Annotated in this window: 15 protein-coding genes; 2 read left to right on the top strand and 13 right to left on the bottom strand. The window is 60.6% G+C overall.

Features of this window, described 5'->3' with window-relative positions; translation table 11 throughout:
* Positions 1-126: 126 nt before the first annotated feature.
* The 5 genes from CPY51_RS03220 to CPY51_RS03200 all read right to left on the bottom strand — a co-directional run bounded on the left by CPY51_RS03220 (position 127) and on the right by CPY51_RS03200 (position 6116).
* Complete coding sequence (locus CPY51_RS03220) at positions 127-1623, bottom strand: esterase-like activity of phytase family protein (protein ID WP_111158577.1); 1497 nt, start codon at positions 1621-1623, stop codon at positions 127-129.
* Positions 1624-2171: 548 nt separating this feature from the next.
* Entirely contained in the window at positions 2172-2525 is a 354-nt protein-coding gene (locus tag CPY51_RS03215) for a hypothetical protein (RefSeq protein WP_146260064.1), read from the bottom strand.
* Between the two features lie 275 nt (positions 2526-2800).
* Positions 2801-4291: a sulfate adenylyltransferase subunit CysN gene (cysN, locus tag CPY51_RS03210; RefSeq protein WP_111158575.1), complete on the bottom strand. Its 1491-nt coding sequence runs from the start codon at positions 4289-4291 to the stop codon at positions 2801-2803.
* A gap of 1 nt (position 4292) precedes the next feature.
* The gene (cysD, locus tag CPY51_RS03205) at positions 4293-5246 is read right to left on the bottom strand and encodes a sulfate adenylyltransferase subunit CysD (protein WP_111158574.1); all 954 of its coding nucleotides are present in this window, start codon (positions 5244-5246) and stop codon (positions 4293-4295) included.
* 132 nt (positions 5247-5378) lie between these two features.
* Positions 5379-6116 (bottom strand): phosphoadenylyl-sulfate reductase, encoded by a 738-nt coding sequence (locus tag CPY51_RS03200; RefSeq protein ID WP_111158573.1) that lies wholly within the window; start codon positions 6114-6116, stop codon positions 5379-5381.
* Between the two features lie 465 nt (positions 6117-6581).
* Here CPY51_RS03200 and CPY51_RS03195 point away from each other — a divergent pair, with 465 nt between their 5' ends.
* The gene (locus CPY51_RS03195) at positions 6582-7028 is read left to right on the top strand and encodes an RrF2 family transcriptional regulator (RefSeq protein WP_111158572.1); all 447 of its coding nucleotides are present in this window, start codon (positions 6582-6584) and stop codon (positions 7026-7028) included.
* 52 nt (positions 7029-7080) lie between these two features.
* Here the strand turns inward: CPY51_RS03195 and CPY51_RS03190 are convergent, their stop codons facing one another.
* The 8 genes from CPY51_RS03190 to betI form a co-directional block, all read right to left on the bottom strand.
* Positions 7081-7704: an ATP-dependent Clp protease proteolytic subunit gene (locus tag CPY51_RS03190; protein WP_111158571.1), complete on the bottom strand. Its 624-nt coding sequence runs from the start codon at positions 7702-7704 to the stop codon at positions 7081-7083.
* Positions 7705-7747: 43 nt separating this feature from the next.
* Positions 7748-8104: an SRPBCC family protein gene (locus tag CPY51_RS03185; RefSeq protein WP_111158570.1), complete on the bottom strand. Its 357-nt coding sequence runs from the start codon at positions 8102-8104 to the stop codon at positions 7748-7750.
* Positions 8101-8415, bottom strand: a complete 315-nt coding sequence (locus CPY51_RS03180) for an ArsR/SmtB family transcription factor (protein ID WP_111158569.1) — start codon at positions 8413-8415, stop codon at positions 8101-8103. The genes CPY51_RS03185 and CPY51_RS03180 overlap by 4 nt, the downstream gene beginning before the upstream one ends.
* A gap of 168 nt (positions 8416-8583) precedes the next feature.
* A complete protein-coding gene (locus tag CPY51_RS03175; protein ID WP_111158568.1) occupies positions 8584-9681 on the bottom strand; it encodes a nucleotidyltransferase family protein in 1098 nt (365 codons plus the stop codon).
* 108 nt (positions 9682-9789) lie between these two features.
* Complete coding sequence (gene betA / locus CPY51_RS03170) at positions 9790-11442, bottom strand: choline dehydrogenase (protein ID WP_111158567.1); 1653 nt, start codon at positions 11440-11442, stop codon at positions 9790-9792.
* 257 nt (positions 11443-11699) lie between these two features.
* The gene (gene betB / locus CPY51_RS03165; protein WP_111158566.1) at positions 11700-13163 is read right to left on the bottom strand and encodes a betaine-aldehyde dehydrogenase; all 1464 of its coding nucleotides are present in this window, start codon (positions 13161-13163) and stop codon (positions 11700-11702) included.
* A 1-nt stretch (position 13164) separates the two neighbouring features.
* Positions 13165-14694, bottom strand: a complete 1530-nt coding sequence (gene betC, locus CPY51_RS03160) for a choline-sulfatase (RefSeq protein WP_111158565.1) — start codon at positions 14692-14694, stop codon at positions 13165-13167.
* 54 nt (positions 14695-14748) lie between these two features.
* Positions 14749-15444 carry a transcriptional regulator BetI gene (betI, locus tag CPY51_RS03155; RefSeq protein ID WP_111158564.1) on the bottom strand — a complete coding sequence of 232 codons (696 nt, stop codon included), beginning with the start codon at positions 15442-15444 and terminating at the stop codon, positions 14749-14751.
* A 170-nt stretch (positions 15445-15614) separates the two neighbouring features.
* Between betI and CPY51_RS03150 the strand changes: the two genes are divergently transcribed.
* Complete coding sequence (locus CPY51_RS03150) at positions 15615-16163, top strand: HdeD family acid-resistance protein (protein WP_111158563.1); 549 nt, start codon at positions 15615-15617, stop codon at positions 16161-16163.
* Positions 16164-16180: the final 17 nt, after the last annotated feature.

The following is a 16180-nucleotide window of genomic DNA, read 5'->3' as shown; positions in this document are numbered from 1 at the left end:
TGCCGCCGACGTTTTTCTTGCCAAAACAAGCGGTGCTGCGAAGCACCGCTTGGCTCGTTTGCGTATTGACCCGCACGGATGCGGGCAGGGCGGCGAACGCGACGCGCGTCCGCCGAGGTCGCTCAGTTACTGCGTCTTCGCCACGCCCGGCAGCGTCACCTCGAACACCTGGAACATCGTATCGACGTCGGCATCGCCTTCGGCCTTGTAGCTGGCGCCGACCTGGTAGCCGTCCTGCGTCAGGAAGTCGTTGTCGTTGGCGACGAACAGGAAATAGTCGTCGGGGCGCTTCGGGTCGAGAACGCTTGCCAGCGACATGGCTTCCCATTTCTCCGAGAGATTGTTGCGGTCGTTCGGTGCGCCGTTGTGGAGACCGAAGCGGGCAAGATCAGCACTGTCGTTGATGTCTATGAACGGCGTCAGCGCTGCCGGTTTCACCGATGGGTCGAGCACGCCCTTCGGTGCGACCGGCTTTTCACCATCGAATGGCGTGCCGGCAATGTCGGTTGCCCCGGAAAGATCGACGACGTTGATGGTCCGGTAGAGCGACGTCGCGCCCTTCAGACCATAGCCGTTGCCGCTGTCGCGGGCGAGCATCAGGAACGACTGCGGCGAAAGAGCGATGATTTCGCTCTGGGCGGCAACGATGCGCTTGCCCGTGTCGTCGTTGAAGACCGGAAGAGGCACGACATATTCATGCACCAGCTTCAGATGCGTAAGGTCGGTCGCGTCATAAACGAGGGCGCGCGTGTTCTCCCGGGTCTTGCCGCTGTCGCCGCCATCCTGGCGGGTTGCCGATTGCAGCACGGCGATTAGGAATTTGTCATCCGGCGTCAGCGCCATGCCTTCGAGGCCCTGGTTGTTCTGGCGGCCGGTCACGGGGTCCTTCGGATCGGGTGTGCTCTCGCCGGGACCGGGATTGTTGGAGGCGAAATTCGGCGCCCCGTGGCGCATGGGAATAAGGGCTGCCGGCGGCGGCGTCGCCGACATCATGCGGCCGTCAGCCGAGAAGCGGTAGATATATGGCCCGTACTCGTCGCTGATGAACATCGAGCCGTCAGGGAGACGGACGATAGCCTCGTTGTCGAGCGAGATCTTGCCGTTCGGAGCCTGCGGCAGCAGCGGCATGGTGCCCTCAGGGGCGCGAATGCCGTCCGCGGGATCGAGCCCGGTCGTGTCGGCGCCCTTGTCGTCGACGAGAAGCATGGTGTCTGTGAGCTTGGCATCGACGCCGGATTGTTCCTTGCCGGCCGACGGTGCAGCACCGGGCGCGGTCGGCGTCAGCTTGATCGAGATGGTGTTGAGGCGCGGTCGATAATCGGTAGTGCCGACGACATTGTATCCGCGGTCGGGCAGCAGCCAGAGCGATCCCTTGTAGCTGTCCCCGTCGCGCGTCCAGCTCGCCGGATCGATTGCCATGCCGGAACCGGAGCCGAAGGTCTCGCCGAACTTGTCGCGCTGGTTGGCAGGTATGCGGCCCACGCCGACCCGGCCCTTGTTGACGAGCGTCGCGCCGTCGACAGTGACCGAATTCTCAGCCAGCGCCGCGACCGGCGCTGTCGCTACCAGCATGGCCAGCGCTGCGGAAAGCAGCGGCGACGTGATCGAATGCGGATTTCTCATAGGCAATTCCCCCTGGTAAAAAAGCTTCTGCAGGAACGGCGTTTGCCGCCGACAGACAGCGCGCCTCCAGCGCGAGGCGACGTTTGGAATGATGGCGCGGCTTTGGTCTGGCATCCGGTCGTTTGCGCGTGTCCGGGATCGGATCGACCGCCCTCAAATGATCTAGGTTGCTAACATGATAGAGGCATGACAATCGGCAGGCCGCGCGTTCGAAGTTTGCCACCATGGGACGATGGCTCGGCGTCAGAGCGTCAATGGTTGAAGCGTCGGCTGTTGCACGAGCCGGGAGTTCGGCCGGCCCCTGAAATGCAATTCAATGCTGAGCGGCAATTTGCGGCGGCTTCATGCCGCGATGAGGCGCCTGTCCCGTCAACGGTACCGTCAGTGTGGTACAAAAGGCAACGGAGGCGACAAGGAGCGCAAGGCCCAGGAGCCACGGACGTATTTGCATCATTGTTCTCCCATAGTCCCAAGGGAAAATCACATGTCGCGTCTCGGCCAGACCACTGCCTCCAAGGGAGGACTTGCCCCAATCAAGGGCGCGAAGGTCAATTCAGCTGCGGACGTTTTCCCACGGATGAGAAGCGGACCTTGCTGAAGGCGGCGGCGAGGGCAATGCCCCAGAGCGCGCCGGCCATGGCGACGATACAATCCATCGGCGAGCCGAAGTTTCCAACGGCGGCATAACGCGCAAACCCAAGACCGCAAACAATTCCGATCATCAGAAGGCACACGAAAGAGGGCGTCTGCGGATAGGCCAGGCGAGCCAGCAAACCGGCAACGCCAAGCCCGATCAGTCGATCGATATCGTAGGGATTGCTGATGTCGGCGTGCCAATCGGTAGGAGCGATCGTGGCGACGAGAAGCACCACAACATAAAGCCATACCAGAATCTGGAACACTCGAGCCGATGTCATTCTTTGATGATATAGCAGCCGGAAAACGAAACGCCAGCCTTTACAACCCACCCGGCCATCGAACCGCTCGTTAGATAGCACACATTTTGTTTTATTAAGAAATATTAGGCGAATAAACGTGAAAGGCGAGTAGCACTTTCGAAACTACGCGCTTGGCTGGTCTAAAGCCCGAAATCGGCATTCCCCGGATGTGTTTCAGCGATATGCGACCTCAATGAAAAAGGGGCCCGTCGGGCCCCTTTTCAATTCGTTGCAGACGATCAGATATCGCTGGCGGCATTTTTCCAAAGCTCGGCCGCCTGCGCGGCGGTCATCCGGCGGACATCGGCTTCGTCGCGGCGGGCCGCAAAGAGCTCGCTTGCCATGATCTTGTCGGCAAGGTCGGCTGGCAGCGAGAGGATGACGCGGCCGTCTTCCGTGTGGATGCCGCTGATTTCGGATCGCTTGCCCGTTACCATGCCGCCGGCGACAGTGTTGTTGGTGTCGGGATCGATCAGGATGAACGAGCCCGAAGACCGGTTCTGGTCGTAGGGATCGAAAATTGCCGCTTCGTCGAAGACAAGATGCACCTTGCCGATGGCGTTCATCGGCAGTGCCCGGGCCGGGTTCCAGTCGCCGGTCTTCAGCTCGAGCTGGCTGACAGGATTGACCTGCACGCGCTGGCGACGGCTGCCGCTTTTCAGCCAATAGCGTTTGCCGGCCTCGATGCCTTCCGGCTGCAGGGCGACCAGATGTGCATCGAAGGACAGGCCGACCTGCGGCTGGCTGTCGATCGCAACGATCATGTCGCCGCGCGAAACGTCCACCTGACGGTCGAGCACGAGCGTGATCGCGTCGCCGGCGACGGCCGCATTGCGGATGAGATCGAAGGTAACGATCTTCGAGACATTGGCGACCATGCCCGACGGCAGGATCATGACGCTATCGCCGGGCTTCACCGAGCCGCCGGCAACCGTTCCCTGATAACCGCGGAAGCTTTCGCCCGGACGGGAGACACGCTGAACCGAAAGCCTGAAGCCGACGGCCTGTGCGGAGCGAACGGTCGCCAGTTCGAGTGCCTCGACCAGTGTCGGGCCGGTGTACCAGGGCATGGCGGCCTGGCCGGAATAGACGACGTTCTCGCCCTTTAGCGCCGACATCGGTATCGTGGTGATCTGCTTGACGCCGAGGGACAGAGCGAATTCCTTGAAATCATGCGAGATTTTCTCGAAACCGGCGCGGTCGTAGTTCGTCAGGTCTATCTTGTTGATGGCGAGAACGAACTGCTTGATGCCGAGCAGCGAGGCGATCGTCGCATGGCGGCGCGTCTGCTCGAGGATGCCCATGCGTGCGTCGATCAGGAGGATCGCAAGATCGGCAGTCGAGGCGCCGGTCGCCATGTTGCGGGTATATTGCTCGTGGCCGGGCGTGTCGGCGACGATGAACGAGCGCTTGTCGGTAGAGAAATAGCGATAGGCGACATCGATGGTGATGCCCTGTTCGCGCTCTGCCTGCAGCCCGTCGAGCAGCAGCGCGAAATCGGGCAGGCCGAGATCGTTCTGCTTGCCGGTCGAATCGCGGCGAAGCGCCACGGCCTGGTCTTCCTTGACCGCCTTGGTGTCCCACAGCAGCCGGCCGATCAACGTCGATTTGCCGTCGTCGACGCTGCCGCAGGTGATGAGGCGCAGTGGGCGGCTGTCTCGGGCGGCCTTCAATGGCTCGAGGGCGGAGAGGGGCTCGGCAATAGCGTTTGCGGAATTGGCAGCAGTCATCTCAGAAATATCCTTCACGCTTCTTCTTTTCCATGGAGCCGGACTGGTCGCGGTCGATGGCGCGGCCCTGGCGTTCGGACACGGTTGCAATTTCAAGCTCGGCAATCACTTCGTCGAGGGTGGTTGCCTGCGAGCGGATGGCGCCGGTCAGCGGGAAGTCGCCGAGCGTACGGAAACGGATCATCCCCTCCTGGCGAACCTCGCCCGGCAGCAGTTCCAGGCGCGGGTCTTCCGCCAGCATCATCATCCCGTCGCGTTCGACGAACGGCCGGTTCTTGGCGTAGTAAAGCGGCACGAGAGGAATGTCCTCCGCCTGGATATACCGCCAGATGTCGACTTCGGTCCAATTCGACAACGGGAATGCACGGACGCTTTCGCCCTTGCGGATCATGCCGTTATAGACGTTCCAGAGCTCCGGCCGCTGATTGCGCGGATCCCAGCGATGGTCCGGCGTACGGAAGGAGTAGATGCGCTCCTTGGCGCGGCTTGCCTCTTCGTCGCGGCGCGCGCCACCGAAGGCTGCGTCGAACTGGCCCGCGTCAAGCGCCTGGCGCAGCCCTTCCGTCTTCATGATATCGGTAAAGGCAGCCGAACCATGGGTAAACGGCGTGATGTTTTCTGCGGCACCGCGCGGATTGATGTGCTCGATGAGGTCGAGATCGTATTCTTTCGCGATATTGTCGCGAAACGCGATCATCTCGCGGAATTTCCACCCGGTATTCACATGCAATAGCGGGAAGGGCACGCGGCCGGGATAGAAAGCCTTGCGCGCCAGATGCAGCAGCACCGACGAGTCCTTGCCGACAGAATAGAGCATGACAGGACGCTCGAATTCGGCGGCAACTTCGCGGAAGATATGGATGGATTCGTTTTCAAGCGCTTTCAGATGCGGGTCGAGCGGGGGCTTGACGCTCTGCGGATTGTGCAGCTCGGTATCCGGGCGGCTATCGGGCATTTTGAACTCCAGAACTTTTGACATTCGCGACCCAACTTTGCTGGTCGACATAGATACAATGCATTGGTTTCCGAAAGGCTGGCGGCGGCCGAACCGCGCGCTGTTGCCATGGACCGGAAACCGGCGGGGTGTTTACTGCGCGGCGACTGAGGCTTCTTCGTGAACGTGCAGGCCGCATTCGCGGGTCTGGTCGTTCTCCCACCACCAGCGACCGGCGCGCTCATCCTCGCCGGGCTTGATGGCGCGGGTACAGGGTTCGCAGCCGATGGAGGGATAGCCGCGCGCATGCAACGGATTGACCGGCACGCTGTTGTCGCTGACGAAGGCGCGGATGCGTTCGATATCCCAGTCCGCCAGCGGGTTGACCTTCAGCATGTGGCGATCGGCATCATATTCGACAAACGGGGTATCGGCGCGGTTGGCCGACTGGCCGCGGCGAAGACCGGTGATCCAGATGCTGGCGCCGGCCAGCGCCCGTGCCAGCGGCTTCACCTTTCGCACGCCGCAACAGGCATGCCTCGCCTCGACACTTTCGTAGAAGCCGTTCATGCCATATTGGGCGATATAGGCGTCGAGATCGGCTTTTTCAGGTTCGAAGCGCTGGATCGTGATGTCGTACTGGCTTTCCGTCTCGTCGATCAACGCCAGCGTCTCGGCAAAGAGGCGGCCCGTCTGCAGCGTCGCGACGTCGATCGGCAGGCGATGCGTGCCGATCTCGGCGGTGATCACCTGATCCTCGATGCCGAGACTGGTCGTAAACACCGCGCGCCCACCGAGACTTGCCGCCAACGACAGCCGGCCCGCGAGGTCGAGGGCTGCGAACTGGCTGTTGAGCGTTGCGGTATCTTCGATCGAGTCGATGGAAGTCATGGGAGAATCCTGTCCTGATATTCCGGCGAGTATCGCAGTTCGGAGATCAGCGGGACAGGAAAAGCGATTTCGAAACTATCGCGAAGAGAGCAAATATCTCTCTGAAGGCAGTCGGTCACGGAAAACCAGACGCCTTCGCTGCCATTGCAGGCGAAAATCCCGTGAGACCTTCGCCATATCTTAAACGCAAATTAGCATTCGATTGCGTTAATGTCTATCGAAATAGTAGAGTTACACGCCGCTTGTCAAATGGAAATCTGAAGTGATGGAAAAAACTGCGCGGATCGCCGAATTCGACCGCAAATCCAGCGTGGATTGCCTAGAGTGAAAAGCATACCGAGGCGCCTGTATTTCCAAGGATTTTCGGCTTGTTCAAATTCCGTTCAGACTGGGCGTGCCATAAATTCGTAGAAACTTCGAAACGGTCAAGCAGATGGTGCCTGATGTGTGTGTTGACGGTTTGAAATGATCACCCAAAAAGCAAGATACGCATTGCGGGCGCTGGCCGCCCTGGCGCAGGTCGATCCCGGCGAGCCGATGATGATTTCGGATATTGCCGAGCAGCAGGCGATACCGAAGAAGTTCCTCGAGCAGATCCTGCTGGATCTCAAGCATCAGGGCATCGTCGCCAGCCGTCGCGGCAAGCAGGGTGGCTATCTGCTGTTGAAACCCGCAGACGAGATCACCTACGGCGAAGTCCTGCGCATCATCGACGGCCCGATCGCGCCGCTGCCCTGCCTGTCGATCACGGCCTATCGCAAATGCGACGACTGCGACGGCGAGCAGACCTGCGAAATCCGCCACGTCTTCGCCAAGGTCGCCGACGCCACCCGCAAGGTCCTGTTCTCGACGACAATCGCCGACACTGCGGCGCTGCCGGAAGGTGCGCAGATCACGCGGCTGTTGGCTTGAGCTAGAGCGCGGCTTCAGCGAGGGACGATCGGGTGTCGACAGCGGTCAGGCACTACATTTCCGTCGTTTGTTCGTCTCTATCATCCCGCTCGTAGATGATGCGGTCGATCAATCCCCACTCCAGGCCCTCTTCTGCGGTCATGAAGCGATCGCGATCGAGTGTGCGCTCGACCTCTTCGTATGTCCTGCCGCAATGTCGAGCGTATAGCCTCGTCATCCGGTGCTTGGTTCGCTGCATCTCTTCCGCATGGATCATGAAGTCCGATGCCTGGCCCTGGAAACCGCCGAGCGGCTGATGCACATGCAGGCTAGCATTCGGCAAAGCCACGCGCTGCCCGGGCTCGCCCGCCATCAACAGGAATGAACCCATCGAACGTGCCGTTCCCATGCAGAGTGTATGCACCGGCGCGCGGATGTAGCGCATGGTGTCATACATCGCGAGGCCACTGGTAACCACGCCACCGGGGGAATTGATGTAAAGATAGATGGGCTTCCTGGGATTTTCGGCTTCCAGGAACAGCATCTGCGCGCATACGAGCGCCGATACAGTATCGTTCACCTCGCCGTTCAGAAATATGATCCGTTCCCTGAGGAGACGGGAATAGATATCAAAAGAACGCTCCCCTCTGCTCGATTGTTCGACGACCATGGGGACGAGCTGCATCGCTTCGCTCATAGGCGAACTCCAATTCTCTGAAAAATGATAGGGTTGCGCCGCGCTAGGCGGCGAGCATGACGGGCGTGGAATTACTGTTCGCGGCCACCGTCGTCGGAGCGATCCTGGCATCTGCGATTTCGTGGATCACCCGGAAACTGGTACCGCCGGCAGCGTTGGGGGAGATCTGGAATGTGACCACGCTTTCCAGAAACGGCGGATCGTCGTCTCGCATCCGATACCGGACCTCTTGCCCCGGTGTCACGGAGGTCGCCTCGGGATCGGCCAGTGCCTGCTTCGGAAGCCAATTTTCCCGAAACGCAGGAATACTGATGGCACGCCAGACCTTCTGCGGCGGCTCATCGATCTCGCATTCGAACACCAGGCCCTTGGCAGTCTCTTCGGTCTTCTTGTCGGTCATTGATCCATATCCCTAAGCAAGATCTTGAGAGCCTCGATGCGCGCCGGCCAATAGGCCCGATATTTGGCCAGCCACTGCGCGATCAGCGCCAATCCATCAGGGTCGACCTCATAATTCACGAAACGCCCCTGCCGTTCTTCTCGCACGAGTCTTGCACCTCGAAGAACCGCCAGATGCTGGGACATCGCCGGCTGACTGATCTCCATGCCCTCGCGCAACGAACTGGCATTCATGGCCCCAGCCGCCAGCTTCTCGTAGATTGCGCGTCGAGTTGGATCAGCGAGTGCCTTGAATATGTCGTTCTCTACCATGCGAATAGATAAGCATGCACTTATCTCATTTGCAATAGGTTTTTGCGTTGGTGATTTCAAGCTGTGTGGAAATGACGGAGGAGGGGATCGAACGCGGTCCGCCAAGGTCGCCGACGCCACCTGCAAAGTCCTATTCTCCGATGATGCCGATCTGGTGTGCCAAGTCCTCTAGATCGAGGCGATATCTTCCGGCACCTTCTCTCCTATCTCGTTAAATCCGGTAATGAGAGCGCTTGAGAGCTTGGCGCGTGCCTTCGCCGCCATCATGTTCACCCCAGTGTTTATCGCCTCGCGCCAAGCGGCGCCTCGACCGGAAGCTTCGGACCACGCAAGCGCGAGATCGGAAGCGCGCCGCGTCAGCCCAAGTGCTTCGAAGAGCAGGGATGCCTGCTGGACATCCTTTTCCTGTTTCATACTTCCCAGCGGCTCCATATGGCGACGAGAGGCGACAATGAGCTTGTGAACTGCATAACGAGCAGGATCGGGCACGACGACGGAAACGCCACTCTTGTGCAATAATATTGTTCGAACCGGATCGCGGGTCAGGAAGTCGAGGAATCGAAGCGGATCCGCTGCCGCACCGCCGAGGGCAGGCATGATCGCAGGCTGGTCGATATGGTCGTCGCTCCCCCGGTTCGAGGTCAGGAATTCGACGCGGTAACCGTTCCTGTTCACGAACGCCGAGCTTGCCGCCGCGCCAGACCGATGGGGAACCGGGCGGAAGGTTTCATCGACGGATTTCAGCAATTCGACGATTGGAGGCAGACTGTCGCCGACTTCCGTGGAGATCGCAAAATCTTGCGCGAAGTCCGCATCTCCGGTTTGCATAGCCGCTGACGGCAAACGAACGCCGAGGATGCCGGAATAAGTCGAAAAGGCCACGGTTCCAATCAGGATCGCACGAAGCCGGAAGATGCCAGCCGCCGCAAGGGCCTCAACGATATCGCCAGAGAATTTTTCGGCGGCTTTTATTCCGCCTTCCCGCGTCAAGGTCGACACCAGGCGCCGACGAGCGCGTAGGTCGTCTTTCAGCTGCTGAAACTCCGTAACGCGGCCGGTGATTTCATCGTCATCCGCGGGCCCGACATAGCGTCGCACCTGTCTTGGTTCGCCCGTAGGTTCGTCAAAATACCAGTATCCTCGACGCTTCACGGTCACGCGGACGAAGCGACCGTCCTGATTGAAATCCGAAGTAAACGCCGCATCGAGAGAGCGTTGCCCCAGCTCCGCCAGCATTGTCTGGTACATCAGATCGATCTGTTTCATTCGCTAGCGGCTGCCCGTTATACTAAATATGAAAAAATAGTATAACGGGCGGATATCGATTGCAACCGCATAGCGGAATGCCTGGGCCAGGCGGCCGGATCGCACCCCTTACCGATCACTCGTCTCCCACCGCGGATTGATCCACGGTTCCTGGTTCGACCTCGCCGCCGGGTCGCGCCCGAGAATATGGTCGGCGGCTTTTTCGCCGGTCATGATCGAGGGCCCGTTGAGGTTTCCATATGTGAGGCTCGGGAAGATCGACGAGTCAGCGACGCGCAGTCTGTCGATGCCGATGACCCGGGTTTCGGGATCGACGACCGCCATCGGGTCGTCCTTGGCGCCCATCTTGCAGGTGCCGCAGGGGTGATAGGCGCTCTCCAGATGCTCGCGGAGAAATGCGTCGATCTCGTCGTCGGTCTGGACTTTGGCGCCCGGCTGGATTTCGGGGCCGCGATATTGGTCGAAGGCCTGCTGACCGAAGAGTTCCCGCGTCAGCCGGACGCAATGGCGGAATTTCTCCCAGTCCTCGGGGTGGCTCATATAGTTGAATTTGATGACCGGGTCGGCCTTCGGATCGGCGGATCGCAGCGTCACCGCGCCACGTGATTTCGACAGGTTGTAGCCGACATGAACCTGGAACCCGTGGCTCTTCGCCGCCGCCTTGCCGTCATAGCTGATGGCAACCGGCAGGAAGTGATACTGGATATCAGGCTGCTTGACGCCGGCCGCCGAGCGCAGGAAAGCGCAGGCCTCGAACTGGTTGGAGGTGCCGAGCCCCGACCTCGTGAACATCCACTGCGCGCCCGCGACCCCCTGCCAGAACCACGGCAGCCATGAGTAGAGTGACACCGGCTTCGTGCTGACCTGCTGAAAATAGAACTCCATATGGTCCTGCAGATTGGCGCCGACGCCTGGCCGATCGGCCTTCACCTCGATGCCCATCTCCTTCAGATGCGCCGCCGGGCCAATGCCGGAAAGCATCAGCAGCTTCGGCGAATTGAACGACGAGGCGGCGACGATGACTTCGCGGTTCGCCTTGATGACCTCGATCTTGCCGCCGCGCTCGACTTCGACGCCGATGGCACGGCCGTTCTCGATGACTATCTTGCGGGCAAAGCAGCGGATCAGCGAGACTTTTTCGCGTTTCAGGGCAGGGCGCAGATAGGCGTTGGCGGCGGACCAGCGACGACCGCGATAGATCGTCTGCTCCATCAGGCCGAAGCCTTCCTGCTTGCTGCCGTTATAGTCATCCGTCGCCTCGAACCCCGCCTGCTTGCCGGCCTCGATAAAGGCGTGGAACAACGGGTTCTTGAACCCACCGCGCTGGACATGCAGCGGACCATCAGTGCCGCGCCATCCTTCCTCGCCGCCATGCGAATGCTCCATCCGCTTGAAATATGGCAGCACGTCCGCATAGCCCCAACCCCGTGCGCCAAGCTCTTCCCAGCGATTGAAGTCCTCCGCGTGGCCGCGGACATAGACCATTCCGTTGATCGACGACGACCCGCCGATCACCTTGCCGCGCGGCGCGGTAATCCGCCGGTTATTGAGGTTCGGCTCCGGTTCCGAGTGGTAGCCCCAGTTATATCGGTCCATGCTCATCGGCCACGCAAGCGCCGCCGGCATCTGAATGAACGGCCCGAAATCACTGCCGCCGAACTCCAGCACGAGAACGGTGTATTTGCCGTCCTCCGAAAGGCGGTAGGCGAGCGCCGAGCCGGCGGAGCCGGAGCCGATGATGACGAAATCTGCTTGCTGCATGAATGTCTCCGAAACCCAGAATGCCCCTCAGTCCCCCCTCTCCCCGCCTGCGGGGAGAGGGGGGACTGAGAGTTCGCTGCTTGTCCTTCTCCCCGCGCGGGGAGAAGGTGCCCGACAGGGCGGATGAGGGGCCACCCTCCCCTTGAGGGGGAGGGTCGGACCGAAGGTCCGGGGTGGGGTGATCCTTGCGACACCCAAAGATCACCCCCACCCGCGCGTTCCGCGCGACCTCCCCCGTCAAGGGGGAGGTAGACCCATCAATACGGCGCCACGACGGGCCCCATCGCCACATACACCGTCTTCAACTCGCTATAGTGCTCCAGCGCCGCCAGCGAATTCTCACGGCCGAATCCGGACTGCTTCGATCCGCCGAATGGAATCTCGACAGGGGCGAGGTTGTATGTGTTGATCCACAACGTCCCCGCCTCGAGCCTGTCGACGACCCGGTGGGCACGGGTGATATCAGATGTGAACACCCCGCCGGAGAGGCCGAATTCCGTCGAGTTGGCACGCGCGATGACCTCGTCCTCGCCATCGAAATCCAGCACGCACATCACAGGTCCGAAAATCTCCTCGCGGGCGATGGTCATGTCGTCGGTGACGTCGGCAAAGACGGTTGGCTGGACGTAATAGCCTTCGCCGGAGACATTGTTCGGAATGCCGCCGCCGGCGATCAGCGTCGCGCCCTCGGCTTTGCCCTTTTCGATATAGGAGAGCACTTTTTCCCGCTGGGTCCAGGAGACCATCGGGCCTATCTGCGTTGTCTCCTCCATCGGGTCGCCGATGATCATCGCCTCGGTGCGCTTCTTCAGCCGCTTCAGGAATTCCGCCTTGATCTTGCGGCTGACGAACACGCGGGTCCCGTTCGAGCAGACCTGGCCGGTCGAATAGAAATTCCCGAGCATGGCGCCGCCGATGGCGCTGTCCATATCGGCGTCGTCGAAGACGATCAGCGGCGACTTGCCGCCGAGTTCCATGGTCACATGCTTCAGGCTTCCGGCAGCGGCGGCCGCCACCTTGCGGCCGGTCGGCACCGAGCCGGTGAGCGAAACCTTGGCAACGTCAGGATGGTTGACGAGTAGCGGCCCGGTGTCGCGGTCGCCCTGGATGACATTGTAGAGGCCCTTCGGCAGACCTGCCTCCAGCAATATCTCGGCTATCTTAAGCGCGCCGAGCGGCGTGTTCTCCGATGGCTTGAAGACCATGGCGTTGCCGGCGATGAGCGCAGGCGCCCCTTTCCAGCAGGCGATCTGCTGCGGATAGTTCCAGGCGCCGATGCCGACGCAGACGCCGAGCGGCACGCGCTTGGTATAGGCAAAGTCGCCGCCGAGCGGGATATACGAGCCGTTGAGGCCGGCCGCGGCAATGCCGCCGAAGAATTCGAAACTGTCGGCGCCCGATGTCGGGTCCGCGACGATCGTCTCCTGGATCGGCTTGCCCGTATCGAGCGTCTCGAGCTCCGAGAGTTCGCGATTGCGCTCGCGCATGATGTCGGCCGCTCGCTTCAGGATGCGGCCGCGCGCCGTCGGGCTCATCGCCGCCCATTCCGGCTGCGCGCGCTTGGCCGCGGCGATCGCCATTTCGACGATTGCAGGCGTTGCCGCATGCAGCCGGGCGATCACCTCGCCGGTGGCGGGGTAGATGCTCTCGATCACGGTGCCGGCGGCATCCTCGACATATTCGCCGTCGATGAAGTGCGATGCTCTAGGTTGGGCTTTCATCTTATTCTCCGCGCGGATAGCGTTTGGATTCTTCGAGGATGTTCAGGTCCATGTGGTTTCTCATATAGCGCTCGGAGGCGCGTTGCAGCGGCTGGTGGTCCCAGGGGTAATAAGCGCCGTTGCGCAGAGCCTCATACACCACCCAGCGTCGCGCCTGGCTTTCGCGCACCGCCGCGTCGAAGGCGCCCATGTCCCAGCGCTCTTCCCGCTTGCCGCGGAAAAGCGCGACGACCTCGGCAAAGTCCGGATCGTCGGCGAGATTGTTGAGTTCCAGCGGGTCGATATCAAGGTCGAAAAGCTGGTCGGGATCGAGCATGCAATGGATATATTTCCACTTGCCCTCGCGAATGCCGACGATCGGCGCATAGGACCCTTCGGCCGCATATTCCATCAAGACAGGCGCGGTGCGCTCAACCCCGTTCATCATTGGAACGAGGCTCATGCCATCGGTCCATGGCCTGACCTCGTCCATCGATATGCCGGCGAGTGCCGCAAGCGTCGGCGTAACGTCGAGGTTCGAGGTCGGGGTGACGTGCAATCCAGGCTTGATGCCCGGTCCCGCGATCATCAGCGGCACGCGGGCAGAACCCTCGAAGAAGCTCATCTTGAACCACAGCCCGCGTTCCCCAAGCATATCGCCATGGTCGGAGCAGAACAGGATGAAGGTATTATCGAGCATCCGCGTCCGGGTCAGCGTGTCGATCAGGTCGCCGATCTTCTCGTCGAGATAGGAGATATTGGCGAAATAGGCCTGCCGCGAGCGGCGCACATTCTCTTCCGATACGTCGAAATTGTCGTAGTCGCAGGCGTGGATGAGCCGCTTCGAATGCGGATCGAGCTGGTCCTCGGGCAGGGCGCCGATCTCGGGCGTCAGCTGTTCACAGCCCTCGTATAGATCCCAGAACTTTCGGCGCGCAACATAGGGATCGTGGGGATGGGTAAAGGACACTGTGAGGCACCAGGGTCGCCGGCCCTGATCGTCGTTTTCGCGCGAGAGATGATAGAGCTTCTGGTTGGCGAGAAAGGCGACCTCGTCGTCATATTCCATCTGGTTGGTGATCTCGGCGACACCGGCGCCGGTGACCGAGCCGAGATTGTGATACCACCAGTCGATCCGTTCTCCGGGCTTGCGATAGTCAGGAGTCCAGCCGAAATCGGCGGGGTAGATGTCGGTGGTCAGCCGCTCCTCGAAACCATGCAGCTGGTCCGGCCCGACGAAATGCATCTTGCCGGAGAGGGCGGTGTAATAGCCGGCACGGCGAAGGTGGTGCGCATAGGTCGGGATCGACGAGGCATATTCCGCGGCATTGTCATAGACGTTGGTCCGGCTTGGCAATTGACCCGCCATCAGCGAGGCGCGGGCAGGGGCGCACAGCGGCGAAGACGTATAGTTGTTGCGGAAGCGCGCCGAGCGGGCCGCAAGCGCCTTCATGTGCGGCGCATGCAGGAAATCAGCCGGACCATCGGGAAAGAACTTCCCATTGAGCTGATCGACCATGATGATCAGGATATTCGGCTTCGTTTCGGTCACAGGGTCGGTCCTTTAAGATCAAAATCACATTGGATGCGGAGCTTGCCCCTCACCCTAACCCTCTCCCCGCAGGCGGGGAGAGGGGACGACAGAAGGTGCCGCATCCCCTTCGCCCCGCTTGCGGGGAGAAGGTGCCCGAAGGGCGGATGAGGGGCTCTTCAGTTCCGCGCCGAATGCCCCAAGCTGCACCCCCAAATAATCCTCCGTCAGCGCGATCGAAGCCTCGATACCGATCGGCGCCGAGCGCAGACTTTGGCGGATATAAAGCCCATCGATCATCGCGGCTGCGCCCTCGGCAATACGTTCCGCGTCATGACGCGCGCACAGATGCCGCAGACTGGCAAGAAGGTTCGAGCGCAACCGGCGGGCATAGATGACGAGGAAGCGCCGCGTCTCCTCGGAGCGCTGCGCCTCGGCGTAAAATGCAAGCCAGGCCGCGATCGTCTCCGGGGAAAACTGGTCCGCCTGGAAACTCACGCGGATGAGGGCGGACAGCTTCTCACGTGGCGTATGAACTGATTGAATCGCTTTCACGGCGTCCTGATGCAACTGCTTCAAAAGACTCCGGATTGTCTCGATCAGCAGGTGCTCCTTGCTGCCGAAATAATGGTGCGCCAGCGCCGGCGAAACCCCAGCCTCACGAGCGATCTCGGACATGGTGACAGACAGCGAGCCGTGATCGCCGATCACCCTGAGCGCCGCATTCACCAGCGCCTTCCGGCGCACCGTCTCCATTCCGACTTTCGGCATAGTCCACCTCCGTTATCAGGGAATAGTATTTTTGATTGATCCATCAATCAATAAAAAATTTATGGGATTTATTTTCGCTCACAGGTAGTGGAAAGCTTGACGACTAGCGCGTTCGGTACATGTAGTTCATAATTCCAAACGGCCAATGGCAAGCGAAAAGGGGTGAGATCATGGTCACTGTCCTGGGTGAACTGCCGTCGTCGGCAATGCGGGCAAAGTGGGGCTGGTTTGTAGGGCTCGGCGTGCTGCTACTCGTCTGTAGCTTCATCGCTTTTGGCAATCTGTTCGTCGCAACTGTCGTATCGGTTTATTATGTCGGCATGCTGATGTTGATCGGCGGTATCGTCTATCTGGTGCATGCCTTCCAGGTCCGCACCTGGGAGCATATCATCACCTGGACGTTGAACGGCCTGCTCTACACGCTTGCCGGCATCTTCGCCTTCATCAACCCTATCCTCGCCTCGGCTGCCCTGACGCTGCTTCTTGCGGTCACGCTGATTGTCGCCGGCGTTCTACGCATCTGGGTCGGCCGCCGGTTGAAATCGTCAAGCGGATGGGGCTGGATACTGTTCGGCGGCATCGTCACCGTGCTGGCGGGCGTCGTCGTCGCCCTTGGCTGGCCGGTCAATAGCCTCTGGATCCTGGGCCTTTTCCTGGCGATCGACCTGTTCTTCCAGGGCTGGACGCTCGTCGCCTTCGGTCTTGCCGTCAAGAAGTAACCCGGGCGGTGGATAAC

The sequence above is a fragment of the Arminella tubonensis genome (genome assembly GCF_003240585.1).
GTDB classification, from domain to species: Bacteria; Pseudomonadota; Alphaproteobacteria; order Rhizobiales; family Rhizobiaceae; genus Rhizobium; species Rhizobium tubonense.
Note: the sequence above shows the minus strand (reverse complement) of the source record. Positions and strands in the feature narration are given on the sequence as shown.